Annotated in this window: 14 protein-coding genes; 7 read left to right on the forward strand and 7 right to left on the reverse strand. The window is 44.4% G+C overall.

Going from position 1 to position 14,550, the window contains the following annotated elements; genetic code table 11:
- Positions 1 to 59 precede the first annotated feature (59 nt).
- From LEP1GSC047_RS12535 to LEP1GSC047_RS12545, 3 genes are read left to right on the forward strand one after another with little or no spacing between them, the layout of a single operon-like run.
- Entirely contained in the window at positions 60 to 626 is a 567-nt protein-coding gene (locus LEP1GSC047_RS12535) for a LemA family protein (RefSeq protein WP_052580719.1), read from the forward strand.
- A gap of 11 nt (positions 627 to 637) precedes the next feature.
- Positions 638 to 1,516, forward strand: coding sequence for a TPM domain-containing protein (locus LEP1GSC047_RS12540; protein ID WP_010414016.1), 879 nt, complete (start codon positions 638 to 640; stop codon positions 1,514 to 1,516).
- Between the two features lie 6 nt (positions 1,517 to 1,522).
- A complete protein-coding gene (locus LEP1GSC047_RS12545) occupies positions 1,523 to 2,068 on the forward strand; it encodes a TPM domain-containing protein (protein ID WP_010414018.1) in 546 nt (181 codons plus the stop codon).
- A 76-nt stretch (positions 2,069 to 2,144) separates the two neighbouring features.
- Here the strand turns inward: LEP1GSC047_RS12545 and LEP1GSC047_RS12550 are convergent, their stop codons facing one another.
- The 3 genes from LEP1GSC047_RS12550 to LEP1GSC047_RS12560 form a co-directional block, all read right to left on the reverse strand.
- Entirely contained in the window at positions 2,145 to 3,023 is an 879-nt protein-coding gene (locus LEP1GSC047_RS12550) for an alpha/beta hydrolase (protein ID WP_010414021.1), read from the reverse strand.
- A 161-nt stretch (positions 3,024 to 3,184) separates the two neighbouring features.
- Positions 3,185 to 3,529 (reverse strand): MmcQ/YjbR family DNA-binding protein, encoded by a 345-nt coding sequence (locus LEP1GSC047_RS12555; RefSeq protein ID WP_010414023.1) that lies wholly within the window; start codon positions 3,527 to 3,529, stop codon positions 3,185 to 3,187.
- 57 nt (positions 3,530 to 3,586) lie between these two features.
- Positions 3,587 to 3,985 (reverse strand): SufE family protein, encoded by a 399-nt coding sequence (locus tag LEP1GSC047_RS12560; RefSeq protein WP_010414025.1) that lies wholly within the window; start codon positions 3,983 to 3,985, stop codon positions 3,587 to 3,589.
- Positions 3,986 to 4,135: 150 nt separating this feature from the next.
- On the opposite strand from LEP1GSC047_RS12560, the gene LEP1GSC047_RS12565 reads away from it, so the two are divergent.
- The gene (locus LEP1GSC047_RS12565) at positions 4,136 to 5,149 is read left to right on the forward strand and encodes a zinc-dependent alcohol dehydrogenase family protein (protein WP_010414026.1); all 1,014 of its coding nucleotides are present in this window, start codon (positions 4,136 to 4,138) and stop codon (positions 5,147 to 5,149) included.
- 149 nt (positions 5,150 to 5,298) lie between these two features.
- On the opposite strand, the gene LEP1GSC047_RS12570 is transcribed toward LEP1GSC047_RS12565, so the two are convergent.
- From LEP1GSC047_RS12570 to trhO, 3 genes are all read right to left on the reverse strand, one after another.
- On the reverse strand, positions 5,299 to 6,201 hold the full coding sequence (locus LEP1GSC047_RS12570) for an aldo/keto reductase (protein WP_010414028.1): 903 nt from the start codon (positions 6,199 to 6,201) through the stop codon (positions 5,299 to 5,301).
- A 616-nt stretch (positions 6,202 to 6,817) separates the two neighbouring features.
- Positions 6,818 to 7,717: a 4,5-DOPA-extradiol-dioxygenase gene (ygiD, locus tag LEP1GSC047_RS12575; RefSeq protein WP_010414030.1), complete on the reverse strand. Its 900-nt coding sequence runs from the start codon at positions 7,715 to 7,717 to the stop codon at positions 6,818 to 6,820.
- Positions 7,718 to 7,781: 64 nt separating this feature from the next.
- Positions 7,782 to 8,846, reverse strand: coding sequence for an oxygen-dependent tRNA uridine(34) hydroxylase TrhO (gene trhO / locus LEP1GSC047_RS12580; protein WP_010414033.1), 1,065 nt, complete (start codon positions 8,844 to 8,846; stop codon positions 7,782 to 7,784).
- 106 nt (positions 8,847 to 8,952) lie between these two features.
- Between trhO and LEP1GSC047_RS12585 the strand changes: the two genes are divergently transcribed.
- Both LEP1GSC047_RS12585 and LEP1GSC047_RS12590 read left to right on the forward strand, forming a co-directional pair.
- Positions 8,953 to 9,714: a DNA alkylation repair protein gene (locus LEP1GSC047_RS12585; protein ID WP_103186213.1), complete on the forward strand. Its 762-nt coding sequence runs from the start codon at positions 8,953 to 8,955 to the stop codon at positions 9,712 to 9,714.
- Positions 9,715 to 9,849: 135 nt separating this feature from the next.
- Positions 9,850 to 11,253: a DNA recombination protein RmuC gene (locus LEP1GSC047_RS12590; protein ID WP_010414036.1), complete on the forward strand. Its 1,404-nt coding sequence runs from the start codon at positions 9,850 to 9,852 to the stop codon at positions 11,251 to 11,253.
- A gap of 6 nt (positions 11,254 to 11,259) precedes the next feature.
- Here the strand turns inward: LEP1GSC047_RS12590 and LEP1GSC047_RS12595 are convergent, their stop codons facing one another.
- Positions 11,260 to 13,368 (reverse strand): adenylate/guanylate cyclase domain-containing protein, encoded by a 2,109-nt coding sequence (locus LEP1GSC047_RS12595; protein WP_238325574.1) that lies wholly within the window; start codon positions 13,366 to 13,368, stop codon positions 11,260 to 11,262.
- A 216-nt stretch (positions 13,369 to 13,584) separates the two neighbouring features.
- On the opposite strand from LEP1GSC047_RS12595, the gene LEP1GSC047_RS12600 reads away from it, so the two are divergent.
- On the forward strand, positions 13,585 to 14,550 hold the full coding sequence (locus tag LEP1GSC047_RS12600; protein WP_010414041.1) for an LIC12353 family lipoprotein: 966 nt from the start codon (positions 13,585 to 13,587) through the stop codon (positions 14,548 to 14,550).

Below are 14,550 nucleotides of genomic sequence, written 5' to 3' on the forward strand. Positions count from 1 at the left end.
TCGGATGTTCGGAGGTGGGAATGTCCCAAGTTTTTTTTTCACGCAAGGTTTCCACGTGGATGCTTTTATTTATCGGTACGTATTTTTCTTTCGGCTGCGGATACAATACGATTCAAGTGCAGGACGAAAAGGTTACCGCCGCTTGGTCCGAAGTATTGAACCAATACCAAAGAAGAGCGGATTTAATTCCGAACTTAGTCAATACGGTTAAGGGGTATGCCGCTCAAGAAAAAGACGTGCTTACGGAAGTGTCAAGGGCCAGAGCCAGCGTAGGATCCATTCAAGCGACTCCGGAAATTCTGAATAATCCTGATCTATTCGCAAAATTTAATAAAGCGCAGGGCCAAATGACTTCCGCGCTTTCAAGACTGATGGTAGTAGTCGAAAAATATCCCGATTTAAAATCCAATCAGAACTTTCTCGAACTCCAGGCGCAATTGGAAGGAACCGAAAACAGGATTACGGTCGCGCGGAATCGATATATTCAGTCCGTTCAGGAATATAATGTAACTGTTAGAACCTTTCCTAACGTTATTACTGCTAAAATGTTCGGCTATACTCCGAAACCGAATTTTACCGTTGAAAACGAAGCGGAAGTTTCCAAACCTCCTCAAGTGAAGTTTTAAGCGGGATTTCCTTGAAACGATTCGGCGCCTTTTTTCTTTTACTAATTATATCGATTCCGATTTTTTCGGAACCGGTCTCTGTTCCCTCTCTCACTCGTAGAGTTACGGACCTAACGGGAACGTTAAACTCGGAGGAAGTTTCTTCTTTAGAAAATAAATTAGAAAAATTAGAGGAAAGAAAAGGAAGTCAGATCGCTATTCTGATCCTTCCTTCAACCGGAGAAGAGACGATCGAACAATACTCCATTCGTGTCGCGGATGCGTGGAAGATAGGTAGAAAATCCATCGCAGACGGTATCATTTTCGTAATCGCCAAAGACGACCGAAAGATGCGTTTCGAAGTCGGTAGAGGATTGGAAGGGGCCGTTCCAGATGCGACCTGTAAAAGAATTCAAATAGAGTACGTCCGTCCTCTCTTTAAAGAAGGCAAATACTTCGAAGGAATCGATGCGGGAATCGATAAAATAATAGGGCTGATCGACGGAGAACCTCTCCCTGAACCGGATACCCATACTTCGTTTCACGGTTCGGAAATAGGTTCGTCGGATATGACGATGTATTACATCCTTTTAGGAATCATCGCATTGTTCGTCGGTTTTGTCTTTCGGCGACTATTTTCACCGATCCAAGCAATAGCGGCGACAGGTATTGCCTATTGGGTAGGTGGGGCGTTCGGCATTTCCTTATCCGCATTATTACCTATCCTTATAATATTTTTCATTCTACTTTGGGTCTTATACTCGGCGATTAAAAGCGGTGGAGGCGGAGGCGGGTCTTCCTGGAGTTCTTGGGGTGGAGGCGGCTCGTCTTGGGGTTCCTCTTCCGACAGTTCAAGCTGGGCCGGAGGCGGTGGGGATTTCGGTGGAGGAGGATCCTCCTCGGATTGGTGATATAATATGACTAAAAACACGTCTCGTTTTCTTTCACATGTTCGAGCGGGAATCCTAGATTCCTTCGGGATCGGCTCTCATGATTCATTAAGATTTACTTTATTAAGAAAATATCTTAGTAAAGAGGACCTAAAGGAATTAAAGTCGATGATCGCCGCTTCGGAATCGCAGCACAGAGGGGAATTAAGGCTGGCGATCGAGACTAAACTTCCCTTATTACAAGTTTGGTCGGGAAAAACCGCTCAAATGAGAGCGGTAGAAATGTTTTCTTTCCTACGAGTCTGGGATACCGAAGAAAATACGGGCATTTTAATCTATTTACTTTTGGCCGAGAAAAAGATCGTTTTGTTAGCCGATAGAGGCATCTATAAGAAGATCGGTCAAGAAAATCTGGACTCCATCGCGAATGAAATCAGCGAAGGCTTTAAAGAATCGAAATATAAGAAAAGCCTCTCTCATGGAATTCAAAAACTTACGGAGATCCTAACGAAACATTTCCCGGCCCAAGGGAAAAACCCGAACGAACTTCCCGATGAACCGTATATTGTCTAAAACTTTAAAAATATCGTTTTCCGAAATTCCCTTGGATAATCGGATTCCCCCGGAATGAATCGTTAAAGCAAGACGTTTATTTTAGGGTTTCTTTAAAGAATTCGATTTGTTCGCGGATCGTTTGCTCGAACAAATTCCCGAAATACGGTTCAAAATGGCCCATATCCAAGAGAGTCGTTTTACATCGGGCGATTTTGCGGCTCGTCTTGATAGCGGCCTCATAGGGTATCAATGAATCTCCTTTTGCAATCTGCATCAAAACGGGAGCCTTGATTTTCTTCGCGTAGGCAGTCGGGCGATACGTAGGCAAAAGTAAACAGATCCTTGCCGGAGCCTCGTTTACCCAATTTGCGCCCTTCTCTATTAAACGAGTGTAGCCAAAATAGGAATCTTCCGTATTCATCAAGGCGAATGTCCCCGGATGCGCGACTATAGGAACCGTATGCGGAGAAAGGAAGAATAAAGACTTAATTATATCGGATAATCCATGCAATAATCCTAATATTTGGTAGGAAATCGGAAAAGAGTTGGTTGTTGAGATTCCATCTACGAAAGGAACCTGAGAAACGACCGCCTTCACGTCCGAACTCTTTGCCCCGACCACTAACACGTGACCTCCACCAAAGGAAGTTCCCCAAATCCCCAATTTTTCCCCATCCACTTCCTGCAACGATTTTACAAATCGGATCGCTTCTAAAAAATCGTGCACATGTCGATACGGGTTTATAAGATTCCTGGGAAGTCCTTCACTCTCGCCGAAATTTCGATAATCGAATAGAAAAACGGCAAACCCTGTTTCGCAAAACTTTTTAGCGTAGTCGGGTAAGCGAAACCTCCGCTCGGCCCCGATTCCATGACCCATGACAATGACAGGAGGTTTCTTAATATCGGGCAGATATAGCGTTCCCCGGCAAATCGTCCCGTTGCTTAAAAATTCTTTAGGTACTTCTTTCATATTTCTTCGGTTTTCATAACGAAGTGGACGTTTTTGTCCATCCGATGGAAATTACAAAATCCGGAAATCGGCATAAATCAAACAACTTTTATCGCTCTATATCATTTCTCATCGCGGGCAATAAAGCCCCCGAACGGAATTTTCTTCCCGTAAAATATAACTCAGGTAAAAAGTTGATTTTGAATTTTTTTAGGCAAACGCTCGACGATCATGCGGTAAGAAGTACGAATCGATCTTTCCAAATCCTTCTTCTTCAGTAAATCAAGACGATTGCATCGGACCCATCCGCTTTTCGCTAAATACGGGGCCGGAATAATGCCGGTCGTCGAAACGTATTCACTCCATTCTTCCGGAGGGACTTTAAAGGAGATCGTACCGTTTTCGAGACCGTACATGCAGTACATTTTATTGAAAACGGAAAAAACCAAATTCGATTCCCACTTTACATCCACGGTCGTAGCCTTGAGGCTTTTACAAAATTCCTGTAATTGCTCGATCGATTTCATTTTATTTACGTAAACGACAGGATCATCGAAGAAATCGGAAAAATCAATCCTTATATATTATAAACTCTTGATTCGATTTACCATCGAATACAATCCGTTTCGACGACTCATCGAAAGATGCTTATCCAAACCTATTTCTTTTAAAAAATCCAGGGAAGCGGATCGAATTTCCTCCCTCGTTCTACCCGAAAAGACCCGCAACAACAGAGCTATCATTCCTTTCGTAATGGCCGAATCGCTGTCGGCGGAAAAATAGAGTTTATGGCCTTTCTCCTGCGAAACGATCCAAACCCGTGATTGGCAACCCGGAACTAATCTATCTTCGGTATGTAGTTCCTGAGGTAAAGGCGCAAGCGTATCTCCGATTTCGATCAAGAGTTGATACCGTTCCTCCCAATCTAAACATTCGGAAAATTCCTTTATAATTTCTTGCTGGGTTTCTTCCAAGTTCGACATTGCGAATCCTTATGACCTTCTCAATCTATCATAAAACCGGTAGGTTTAGTGGCAAAACAAAATTACTTTAGTTACGATCGTTCATGCTCTTCCGCATTTTTAAGCTGGACTCTAACAATATTTTGTAGAGGATTCGTTGCTACAAACGCTATGAAAGTATTCGAAATCCAAAATCAATTCGGTATTGAAAACCTAAAAGTCAGTTCCCGTCCCGACCTCCAACCGGGTTTCGGTGAAGTCCTAATTAAAGTAAAAGCCTGCTCTTTGAATTATAGGGATTTTTTAATGATTACGGGAAAATACAATCCGCGTCAAAAACTTCCTTTGATCCCGTTATCGGATGGAGCCGGAGAAGTTGTGGAAATCGGCGCAGGAGTTACGAAAGCAAAAGTGGGCGATCGGGTCTGTGGAGTATTCTCTCAGGGTTGGCAAGCGGGGGAACCTGAATTGGAAAATCTAAAGGAAACCTTGGGCGGTCCGTTAGATGGATTGATAAGCGAATACAGGGTTTTTCCGGAAACAGGTATCATTCCTTTTCCGGATCATCTGTCCTATGCGGAAGCTTCCACCCTACCCTGCGCAGGTTTAACTGCCTATAATGCGGTGGTAACCTTCGGAGGATTAGAACCGGGAAAGACCGTCCTAATCCTCGGAACCGGAGGCGTCTCTCTATTCGCATTACAATTCGCGAAAATGCTCGGATGTAGAGTAATCGTAACTTCTTCCAGTGACGAAAAGCTGGAACGAGCCAAAAGCCTCGGTGCGGACGAAGTCATTAATTATAATTCCAAAACGAACTGGGATCGGGAAGTCAGAAAAAAAACCTCGATGAAAGGAGCGGATCTAGTTATAGAAATCGGGGGTGCGGGAACTTTACCAAAATCGATCAATTCGACTCGTCCGGGAGGAACGATCGCATTAATCGGCGTAGTCGCCGGCGGAGGAGAAGCAACGTTATCGTTATTTCCGGTTTTAATGCAAGGAATCCGAATCCAAGGAATCATCGTAGGCAGTAAAAGCGATTTTACAAGAATGAATCAAGCGATCTCGTTTCATAAGAGTAAACCGATCGTAGACAAGATCTTTCCTTTTTCGGAATTTCCAAAAGCATTGGAGTATTTGAGAGACGGGAAGCATTTCGGCAAAGTAGTGATAGAAATGTGAATATTCAATTTTTCTTAACTTCCTCCCGAAACAGTTTCGGCCCGAGTTGATCCCTGCCGTTTTGCCCGCAAAGAATCGGCCCGCGCGAAAAAATCGACTCAAATTCCACGATGCTAAGAGTTCTGCGAAGGAAGCGTCGATTCTAGAATCTAATGACCGGCACTCGCGGCCCAAATTCGATACCATTCTTCCCGCGTCAAATGGATACGAAACGCTTCCGCTGCGGACCGCAGACGACTAGTCTGATTCGTTCCTACGATCGGCAAAATACCGGCCGGATGAGCCAGAAACCAAGCATAGAGAATCGCATCCGAAGACACTCCTTTGTCTTTAGCTAATTGCTCCAGAGCGTCGCGCACGGCTACTTCGCGCTCCCCCTTATGGGAAAAGATACGTCCGCCCGCAGTCGGAGACCACGCCATCGGCCGAAACCGCAGTTCTTGCGCCTGATCAAAAGTCCCATCAGTCAAGGGAGAAAGATGTAAGGGATGAAACTCTACCTGGTTCGTAACTAGCGGAAAATTCAAACGACTTTGCAGAAGCTGAAATTGCGAAGGAGTAAAATTAGAGACCCCGAAATGCAACGCCTTTCCCGCAGCGCGTAATTTAAAGAACGCCGACGCGACGGAATCCGCGTCCATTAAAAAATCGGGACGGTGAATCAACAAAAGATCGATCTTTTCGACGCCTAATTTTGCCAAAGAAGAATCGACCGATCCCAGAATATGCTCCTCGCTAGTATTATAATGTTTTAAATGAATGTTCGGATGTTTTACGCCCGGTATCTGGATTCCGCATTTTGTCACGATCGTTATCGAATCTTTAAGACCGGGTTTCAAGCGAAGCGCTTTTCCAAAATGTTCCTCGTTTTGGTATTCGCCGTAAATGTCGGCGTGATCGAACGTATGAATGCCTAGCTCCAAGGAAAATTCGATTTTTTCCAAGATTCGCTGCGCTCCAAATCCTTGCGGATCGGAATGCAATCTCCAACAGCCGAACACGAGTCTTGATAAGGCAGGACCTCCCGCAGTAAGCGAAATGGATGGAATCATTTTTTTCTCCCCGCCCCATCATGAGTCGCTAATCGCCACCTCATCAAGATATTTTTAATTAGAATCCGGATGACTTTTTCTATCAGAGGACAGAGGACTGAAGGCTGAGAACAGACGCGTTCGCTTTCAGAGGTCAGAGGACGGAAGACAGTAGCTGCTAGATGTTGGAAAGGTTAGAGAAGTAGAGGCAAAATCCACTATAACACAAAAATCTTCCTCTAGAACGTGGAATCTCCGCTTGTCAATGTTCTGTCCTCTGTCCTCTGTCTTCAGTCCTCTGCAAAACAGATGCGCTCGCTTTGCTCACGCTAGACAGAAGCTGCTAGATGTTGGAAATGCTGGGGTAGGAGGAAGAATCTACTATGTTTTTTAATTTATTAACAAGTCATTTACACACTTGAGCTGTCACCCCCCTGATACCCCAACATCGAAAATCCAGTAACACCTCGCTCCAACATAATTCGTTTTTAAAAAAATTGTTGCCAGGGAAATAGAAATAATTATCTGTCCTCTGTCCTCTGTCCTCTGTCCTCTGTCCTCTGTCCTCTGTCCTCTGTCCTCTGTCCTCTGTCATCTGTCATCTGTCATCTGTCATCTGTCATCTGTCATCTGAATCTCATCCGATCCTAAAGCTTGTCATGGACACCGTACTTTGGATTTTATCGTTATAGAACGAAATCTCTTCGTTCTTGCTGGCCAACGCCAACGAATACAACATAGGAATGTAATGTTCCGGCGTCGGAACTGCGAGCTGCGCCGCCGTACCTAAGTTTTGGTATTGCGAAAGTGCCTTGCCGTCTCGTTCGAGTATCAAAGCCTTAAAAGTCTCGTTCGCTTCCTTGGACCAGTCCGGAATTTCATTCTCGTTACGCCAATTGTACAATCGAAGATTGTGAACCAAATCGCCACTACCTACGATCAGCACGTCTTGGTCGCGTAAAGGTGCAAGCTCTTTGGCAAATTCATAATGCCAACCGGCCGGCTTCGTCGCATCTATACTTAGTTGCAAAACCGGAATCTCCGCTTTTGGATACATGTGGCGGAGAACACTCCAGGTGCCATGATCGAGTCCCCATTCATAATCTAAACCTAGCGGTTGAAACTTGGAAACGGTCGAAATTTCCTTTGCCAGTTCAGGATCTCCGGGGGCCGGATACCGGACGTCGAAGAGTTCCTGAGGAAATCCGTAAAAATCATGGATCGTTTTGGGAGAATCCATCGCAGTAATATGAGTTCCCCGAGTAACCCAATGAGCCGAGACGCAGAGAATCGCTTTCGGTTGCGGAAGATTTTGGACGCTCGCAGCCCAGCCCTTCGTAAATTCGTTTTCACCGATGGCGTTCATCGGACTACCGTGCCCGACAAAAAAAACGGGGGTTTTACTCACTACAGTGTCTCCTTTTTTTCCGGTGAATAGTTTCCCGAAACCTAGTGCAACTAGGAAAGAGCCGAAAGACCCGGCAAGAAACGCGCGGCGGGAAAACCCACCCCTTCTATCGGAGCCGATTCGATTCATACTCTATTGATTAGACTCGGCTGCTTGGGAATTGATTTAAGCGTAAACTATTTTTCTGGCAAATCTAAAAAGATAATCCCGATTGTTTCCGATACAATTCGAAAACTTTCGGTCGAATCCTGGATTTTGAAAAATGTTGGTTGGAAGCTACTTTACCTTTTCTTAATTTACGCTGCTCTTCCTCCGGTAGTAAATGAATTTTTTGGCATTCCTTCGAACAACAATCATCGAATTTTTCTGCACAGGCTTCGCACTGGATAAACAAAATATGGCAGGCGGGATTGGCGCAGTTTATATGACGCGCGGAGCTTGAGCCGCATTGATGACACTCGCTGATGATTTCGCTACCGATCGTTTCCTGTAGTCGTTTATCAAAAACGAAATTCTTACCCCTAAATTTCGATTCTAGGCCCTTTTCCTTTATTTCCGAAGCGTAAGATATGATTCCTCCGTGCAGTTGATACACGTTTCTAAACCCGTGGTGTTTCAAATATGCCGAAGCCTTCTCGCACCGGATTCCTCCGGTACAATACATTAAAACCTCTTTTTCCTTTTGGTCTTTTAACAATTCGACGATCATCGGAAGTTCTTCACGGAAAGTGTCGGACTGGGGAAGTATGGCTCGCTCGAAATGACCGATCTCCGATTCGTAATGATTTCTAACGTCGACCACGATCGTGTCCGGAGATTCGAGTTTTCCATTGAATTCTTCCGCCGATAAATGAACTCCTACGTTTGTGACGTCGAAACTTCCGTCTTCCAACCCGTCGGCGACTATCTTATGCCTGACCCTGATTTCCAATTTTAGAAAAGAATGTCCGTCATCCTCGACCGCAATCTTGAACGGTACATTCTTAAATTCCTCCATCCCGTCCAAATAGTCCCGAAGGGCCTGAAAATTATGCTCAGGAACGGAAAGCTGCGCATTGATACCTTCTTTAGCCAGATAGATTCGCCCCAGCACGCCGATCTCTTCCCAATCCGAGTATAAACGATTGCGTAAAGAAGAGGGATCGGATAGAATCACATATCGATAAAACGAGATCGTCTTTCTTCGAAACGGTTCGCTTTCCAATTTCTGCTTAAGTATATCTTTGCTATAAATATTATGCAGAGGCTTTTTATTCATACTAAATGCCGATCATACCTTCCTAAAAATAGGTTTTGCAGTTCGCTTTCGATTGCAAGTCGAAAAAAGCTTTTCTTCCCGTCAGAGGATTTGTATTTCCATTTCCATGCTCATTAAGAAAAAAAGAGTCGGAGCTCGGGACAAAATCTTAACCGGTGCCGATGCAAAAGCTTCCGAGATATCGCAGGAGCTCTCTAACCTAGCCGATCCGGCCAAAGCAAAAATCCTGGCAGGCTATTTTAAAACCGGCCCAGGAGAATATGCAGAAGGCGATATTTTTTTAGGCATACAAGTTCCTTCGCTGCGGAGAATCTCTAAAAAATATATTGGCTTACCGCTCAAAGAGATACAGGTTCTAGTTCGATCCAAACTTCACGAAGAGCGGGTAACCGGCTTTTTTATTCTTTGCGAAACCTTCTCCAAAACGGAAGAAATTTATCGAAAGCGATTGCATGATTTTTATCTAAAGAATCTCAAATACGTCAATAATTGGGACTTAGTGGACATGAGTGCCAGGATTATGATCGGCGAATATTTATTGGATAAGGATAGGAGCCTTTTGTACGCACTCGCAAAATCGAAGAATCTTTGGGAAAGGCGAATTTCCATCCTATCCACCTATGCATTTATCCGCGAAGGCGATTTTTCCGATACGATTCGGATTTCCGGAATTCTGCTGAAGGATTCGGAAGATTTGATTCACAAAGCCGTAGGTTGGATGCTCCGAGAAGTCGGGAATCGGAATCTGCAAGCCGAAAGAAAATTTCTGGATAAAAACGCAGGGAAGATGCCTAGAACGATGCTCCGCTATGCGATCGAGAAATTTCCGGAACCCCTTCGGAAAAAATATTTGGAGTTCGGAAACTAGGAAGCTAGTCCGAATCTTCCTTACCCGAAAAAATATCCCGCCGAAGGACAAGCCGAACCTCTTTTTTCTAAAACCCGTTTCTCGGATCGGAATTTGTCCGGGGTTTCGTTAAAATAGAATACTTTCGGTCGGGAAATGGATTTCCCGAAAAACCGGTCGATTCATAAAGGAGGAAAGATGGAATACGCGATCGTTTTATTGGTGGGCATACTTGTCGGATTTAGTCTGGCGTTTTTCTTAGCGAAGAGAGTATACGGTGGAGAATCGAAGGTCTCTCCCGCGGAACATGAAAAATTGAAACTGGAACTTGCCGGAATTCGAGCCACCGAGCTTCGCTCGAAAGAAAGAACCGCTCAATTGGAAACGGACCTAAAATGCCTGTCCGACAAAAATACGCAGGCGATCGGAGCCTGGCAATCCATGAAAAAGGAATCCGACCTTTTGAAGGAGCGACTCGAAAACCAAAAGAAAGAATTCGAGGAGATGATTTCCAGATTAAAGGATGAATTTAAGAATCTTGCAAATCAAGTCCTACTGGATAATTCCCAAAAATTCAATCAGCAAACACATGAAAAGTTAGGAGATCTTTTAAAACCCTTAAAGGAGAATATCGAGATTTTTGGGAAAAAAGTGGAATCTTCCACTCAGGAAACGAAGATCAGCGCCGCGACTCTCAAAGAACATATCTCCTCCTTGGTAAAAATGAACGAAAGCCTCCAGGCCGAAGCCAAAAATTTAGCCGAAGCGCTACGTGGCGACAAGAAAGCACAGGGAGATTGGGGCGAAGAAATTTTGGAAGGAATTTTGGAACGAAGCGGCCTTCGGGAAGGCGAAGAGTTCTTTCGACAAAACAGTTTTAAGGACGAAGAAGGGGAAAAACGTCCGGACGTCGTAGTTCGTTTACCTGGTAATCGTTGCGTAATTTTGGATTCTAAGGTTTCCCTGAACGCTTACGTTTCTTTTTATAGTACGGAGGACGAAAAGGAAAAGGATCTTTTTCTCGAACAGCATGCTAACGCATTAAGAAAACATGTAAAAGATTTATCCAGAAAGAATTATCAATATCTGGAAGGTTTGAATTCCCCCGATTTCGTCCTGATGTTTTTACATAACGAACCGGCCCTATTTTGGGCCTTACAAAAGGATCCGGCCCTGGCTCTCGAGGCGTATCAACAAAATATTCTGATCGTGACTCCTTCTTCCTTAATGATTTCGCTTAAGATGGTATCGAATATATGGAGATTGGAGGATCAGGATCGGAATGCGAAAGAAATCGCTCGTCAGTCGGGTCTACTCCTCGAAAAGCTGGGCAATTTCGTAGGCGATCTGGAAAAAGTCGGAGGGTCTTTAACGGCAACCCAAGGACATTACGATAATGCGATGAAAAAATTGAAAACCGGAAAAGGAAACGTACTTAAAAAAGCGGGAGAGATCATGGAACTCGGAGCGACCGTTTCCAAAGATGAGACCAAGAAGCGATTGGCCACATTTCTAAACGAGGAAGACGGGGATGAACCTAGCCTTTTGTCGCCCGATTAAGGAATTTTAGGCAAGATCGGGGCCGGGAGCATATCGCTTCGCACGAATCGGCAATCGCTCCGTACAGCGTTTTAAATAAAGATTGGCCGCTTTGTCTCCGGGATAAACGCGTAAAGCATCCCGGAACGTTTCTCCGGCGTCCATATATCGTCCGGCAAAAAAAGCATCCAATCCTTTTTCATAATATTCCTTCGAATTTCTGAAGGCCTCCCTTTCGGTGGCGCTTAAATAATCTCCGATTTCATAAATAAAAATCTCATCCATTTTTCCTTTGACTCGAATTTTATCCAATTTTCGAATTAGAAAGCGATCGGGTTTTTCCAGAAGCGAAAAAGAATCGGCGCTGATTAGAATATTCGCCCCGTAATATTTCGTAAGGTGTTCCAAACGGGAAGCGACATGAACGGCCTCCGAAATCACCGTGCTCTCCATTCTCCCTTCGGCCCCGATTAGACCTAAAATTAACGACCCCGTATGGATTCCGATTCCGACTCGAATCGCTCTTTCCCCGACCCTCTGCCGGTTATAGGAAAGAATTTCCGTCTGCATTTGAATAGCAGCATACACCGCATCGTCAGGCCGTTCCGAAAATAAGGCCATGATACCGTCGCCGAAATATTTATCCACAAAACCGTGATTTGTCCGAATTAACGGTTCCATCTTATTTAAATAATTATTAAGAAACTCGAAACTTTCCTTGCCGTTCATGCTTTCCGAAATTTCGGTGAAAGACCTGATATCGGAGAAAAGAATCGTCATTTTCTTTCTGATCTGGTCGCCGGGAAGTATATCGGCAATATTCCTTTTTTCTAAAAGTCCCAGAAAACGACGAGGAACAAAACGGCTATAGGTCATATTAAGCCTTAGCATCTCTTCGGTTAATAATTCCTTTTCCTTATAGAGATCCCCGTATCGAGAAGACAATACGAAGGCTTCGATAAGTACGAGAGTTAAAAAACCGAAAGGTATCAAAAAGCGGATTCCCAAAATTTGATGAGCGGAAAGAACGTCCAAGACTCCCGTCGCGGATAGCGTAAAAAAACCGAATAATAACGGAGCGGCGTACGGTTTTTTATTCAGGACCGCGCGACAAAGCACGTAAACGGCCAGAATAATTGCGGCAAACAGGACCGCCTGATAATAAGGAATTACTTTCGAAGCTTCGGGAAATGGGAGAAGGGAACTTACGGCGAAACCGCAGGCTAAAATATAAAACCCCCTTATCCAAACTTTCGGAAAGAATTCGGGAAACGTATGCCGCAAATAATGGAGTCCGAGCGGTAAGGAAATATAAAACGTCAAATATTCCAGTCGCATAGATGTCTCGTACCCCCAAAACGGAAAATACGATAAAAGGATCTTATCTTCGGTGACGAATAATCTTACGAATAAAACCAAACAAAATAGACCGAACGGCAGAGGCGATCTATCTTTTCTCCGTATCAAAAACAAGCCTATATGATACAGAAACGTAAGGAAAAAGATTCCCCCGAAAAACAAATCCATATCTCGGAATTGCGAGATTTCCTTTCTGAGTTCCTCCGAGTCGCCGAATCGAATCCCGTACCAAAGACCTCCGGTCCGATGATAAAAATTAGAAATTTCTAATGTAATCGATATTTCGGAAGAACTTTGATTCAATTCATGAAACGAAGGCCGGCTACCGGGGATGCTCGATTGTCGATCCGCGCCGGGAGTTCCCGAATTTAGAATCTTCTCGCCGTTTGCGTATAAAGTAAATGCTGTAGCCTGTCCCTTGGAATAAAAAGCGAATGCGTTGGAATGCTCAGGAAGAAGAAGCTTCAATTTCAGCGTACCGTAACCTGAACCGTTCCATGTCCCGGGTACGGTAAGCGAGCTCTTACTACCCGGTATCCTGTCCGAAGGGGACAAAAGACCGGGGTAGTATTCCCATTCGCCGTCCAAATCGATCAGCGGATGTTCGGCGACATTCCAATCCCTAAGATCTAAAATTCCGGCGACGGCCTTCGGGTGATAGAAAAGATTCTTTCGGCAGGAAGTAACGCAACTCCAAAGCAACAGAGACAAAAAGAGGAATTGAAACAGTCGAAAGATTTTAGCATTCCGACCATCGATTGGACCTAGTGTATTCAACGTTAAGTTCCCTGCGGTTTTCCGGGAACAATCCATAAAAATGCTCATAACGGTAAAGAGCGAAATTTTATTTCAAATCTATGATTTCCCGTCCGATCCGCGTCGCGATCATAAGCATATTCGGAAAGCTGTACTGTCAAGATAATTGTTCTGCTCGCCAAGAATCGGTTCGGTTTTTTCCTTTACCGGAGCTTCCTCTATCAGAAGCTTTCTCACATGCAAGAACGATCTTTAGCATCCATCTATTGCGGAGTTTTACTCTGCTCCTTTCTCTTTTCCTGCAACGATCAACTAAGAGGAAAGCCCACTCCGGCCATCCCCGAAATCGCGGGTCTTTATTTGAACGAAAAATCGACGGTTTGGGCCAAGGACAATAAATTAAAAATACAGATGCTCTGGATCAGAAGAACCGCGCAGGGGGAGCTGGAGTTCGTTAACGAAACGTTAACTCGACTGCAATTCAGTATGAGCGAGAATCGCGAAGAAATGAAGCTGCGCTCGGGGAAAATAATCACGAGTGGACGTGAGCTTTTATTCTTTGAATCGATATACAAGGAGCTCCAAAGACTCTACTCCGGCAAGAACACGGAGGATCCCAAAAATTGGGACGTAAAATCCTTCGGTCCCCTTATAAAAGTCAAGGAAGTGGGACGTCTATTAACGGAAGGTTCGGGAAGAAGTGCGGAAATCTCGGAAGATATGAACTCGATCCGATTCTCCAACGGAGAAGTATATAAAAGAATTGGAATGCCCCTTTTGGGAAGAATCAGCATTTCGACTCCGAAATATAAGAAAGTAATCGATAACGACATTGCCGGGGTCGTTTACTATCATTTGCCCCCAGGTACTTATCCGGGTAAGGACGGCAAAGAGTATGTCGCCGCCTTTTTTTCTTCCACGGAAAATCTCTCCAATGAGATGTCCGTTCTCATAGGAGACGCATCCGGATCGATCACCGAAGTCTTCGAATACGTGGCTATTATCGAGTTACGTCCAAAACTAGGCTCTAAGGAAATTTCCGTACCGCCCGCATTGAGTCCCGTTCTGCTGATAGGAACCGTGGATAAAAAAGCGATTTCCCAAAAAGAAGGGACAGAAGAGTTGATACGCAGATTAAAGCAGGATCCGAACGTTTCCAAGGAAGAGTTGATTCGGGAGTTGGAACGACTTAAGGCGAAATAA

The sequence above is a fragment of the Leptospira inadai serovar Lyme str. 10 genome (genome assembly GCF_000243675.2).
In the GTDB taxonomy this organism is placed as follows: domain Bacteria; phylum Spirochaetota; class Leptospiria; order Leptospirales; family Leptospiraceae; genus Leptospira_B; species Leptospira_B inadai.

Coding starts and splice junctions, on each gene's coding strand:
- LEP1GSC047_RS12545 (WP_010414018.1), top strand. CDS start 1,523: ATGACTAAAAACACGTCTCGTTTTCTTTCACATGTTCGAGCGGGAATC.
- LEP1GSC047_RS12585 (WP_103186213.1), top strand. CDS start 8,953: ATGCTCATTAAGAAAAAAAGAGTCGGAGCTCGGGACAAAATCTTAACC.
- LEP1GSC047_RS12600 (WP_010414041.1), top strand. CDS start 13,585: ATGCAAGAACGATCTTTAGCATCCATCTATTGCGGAGTTTTACTCTGC.
- trhO (WP_010414033.1), bottom strand. CDS start 8,846: ATGAATAAAAAGCCTCTGCATAATATTTATAGCAAAGATATACTTAAG.
- LEP1GSC047_RS12560 (WP_010414025.1), bottom strand. CDS start 3,985: ATGTCGAACTTGGAAGAAACCCAGCAAGAAATTATAAAGGAATTTTCC.
- LEP1GSC047_RS12570 (WP_010414028.1), bottom strand. CDS start 6,201: ATGATTCCATCCATTTCGCTTACTGCGGGAGGTCCTGCCTTATCAAGA.
- LEP1GSC047_RS12555 (WP_010414023.1), bottom strand. CDS start 3,529: ATGAAATCGATCGAGCAATTACAGGAATTTTGTAAAAGCCTCAAGGCT.
- LEP1GSC047_RS12535 (WP_052580719.1), top strand. CDS start 60: ATGCTTTTATTTATCGGTACGTATTTTTCTTTCGGCTGCGGATACAAT.
- LEP1GSC047_RS12590 (WP_010414036.1), top strand. CDS start 9,850: ATGGATTTCCCGAAAAACCGGTCGATTCATAAAGGAGGAAAGATGGAA.
- LEP1GSC047_RS12550 (WP_010414021.1), bottom strand. CDS start 3,023: ATGAAAGAAGTACCTAAAGAATTTTTAAGCAACGGGACGATTTGCCGG.
- LEP1GSC047_RS12565 (WP_010414026.1), top strand. CDS start 4,136: ATGAAAGTATTCGAAATCCAAAATCAATTCGGTATTGAAAACCTAAAA.
- ygiD (WP_010414030.1), bottom strand. CDS start 7,717: ATGAATCGAATCGGCTCCGATAGAAGGGGTGGGTTTTCCCGCCGCGCG.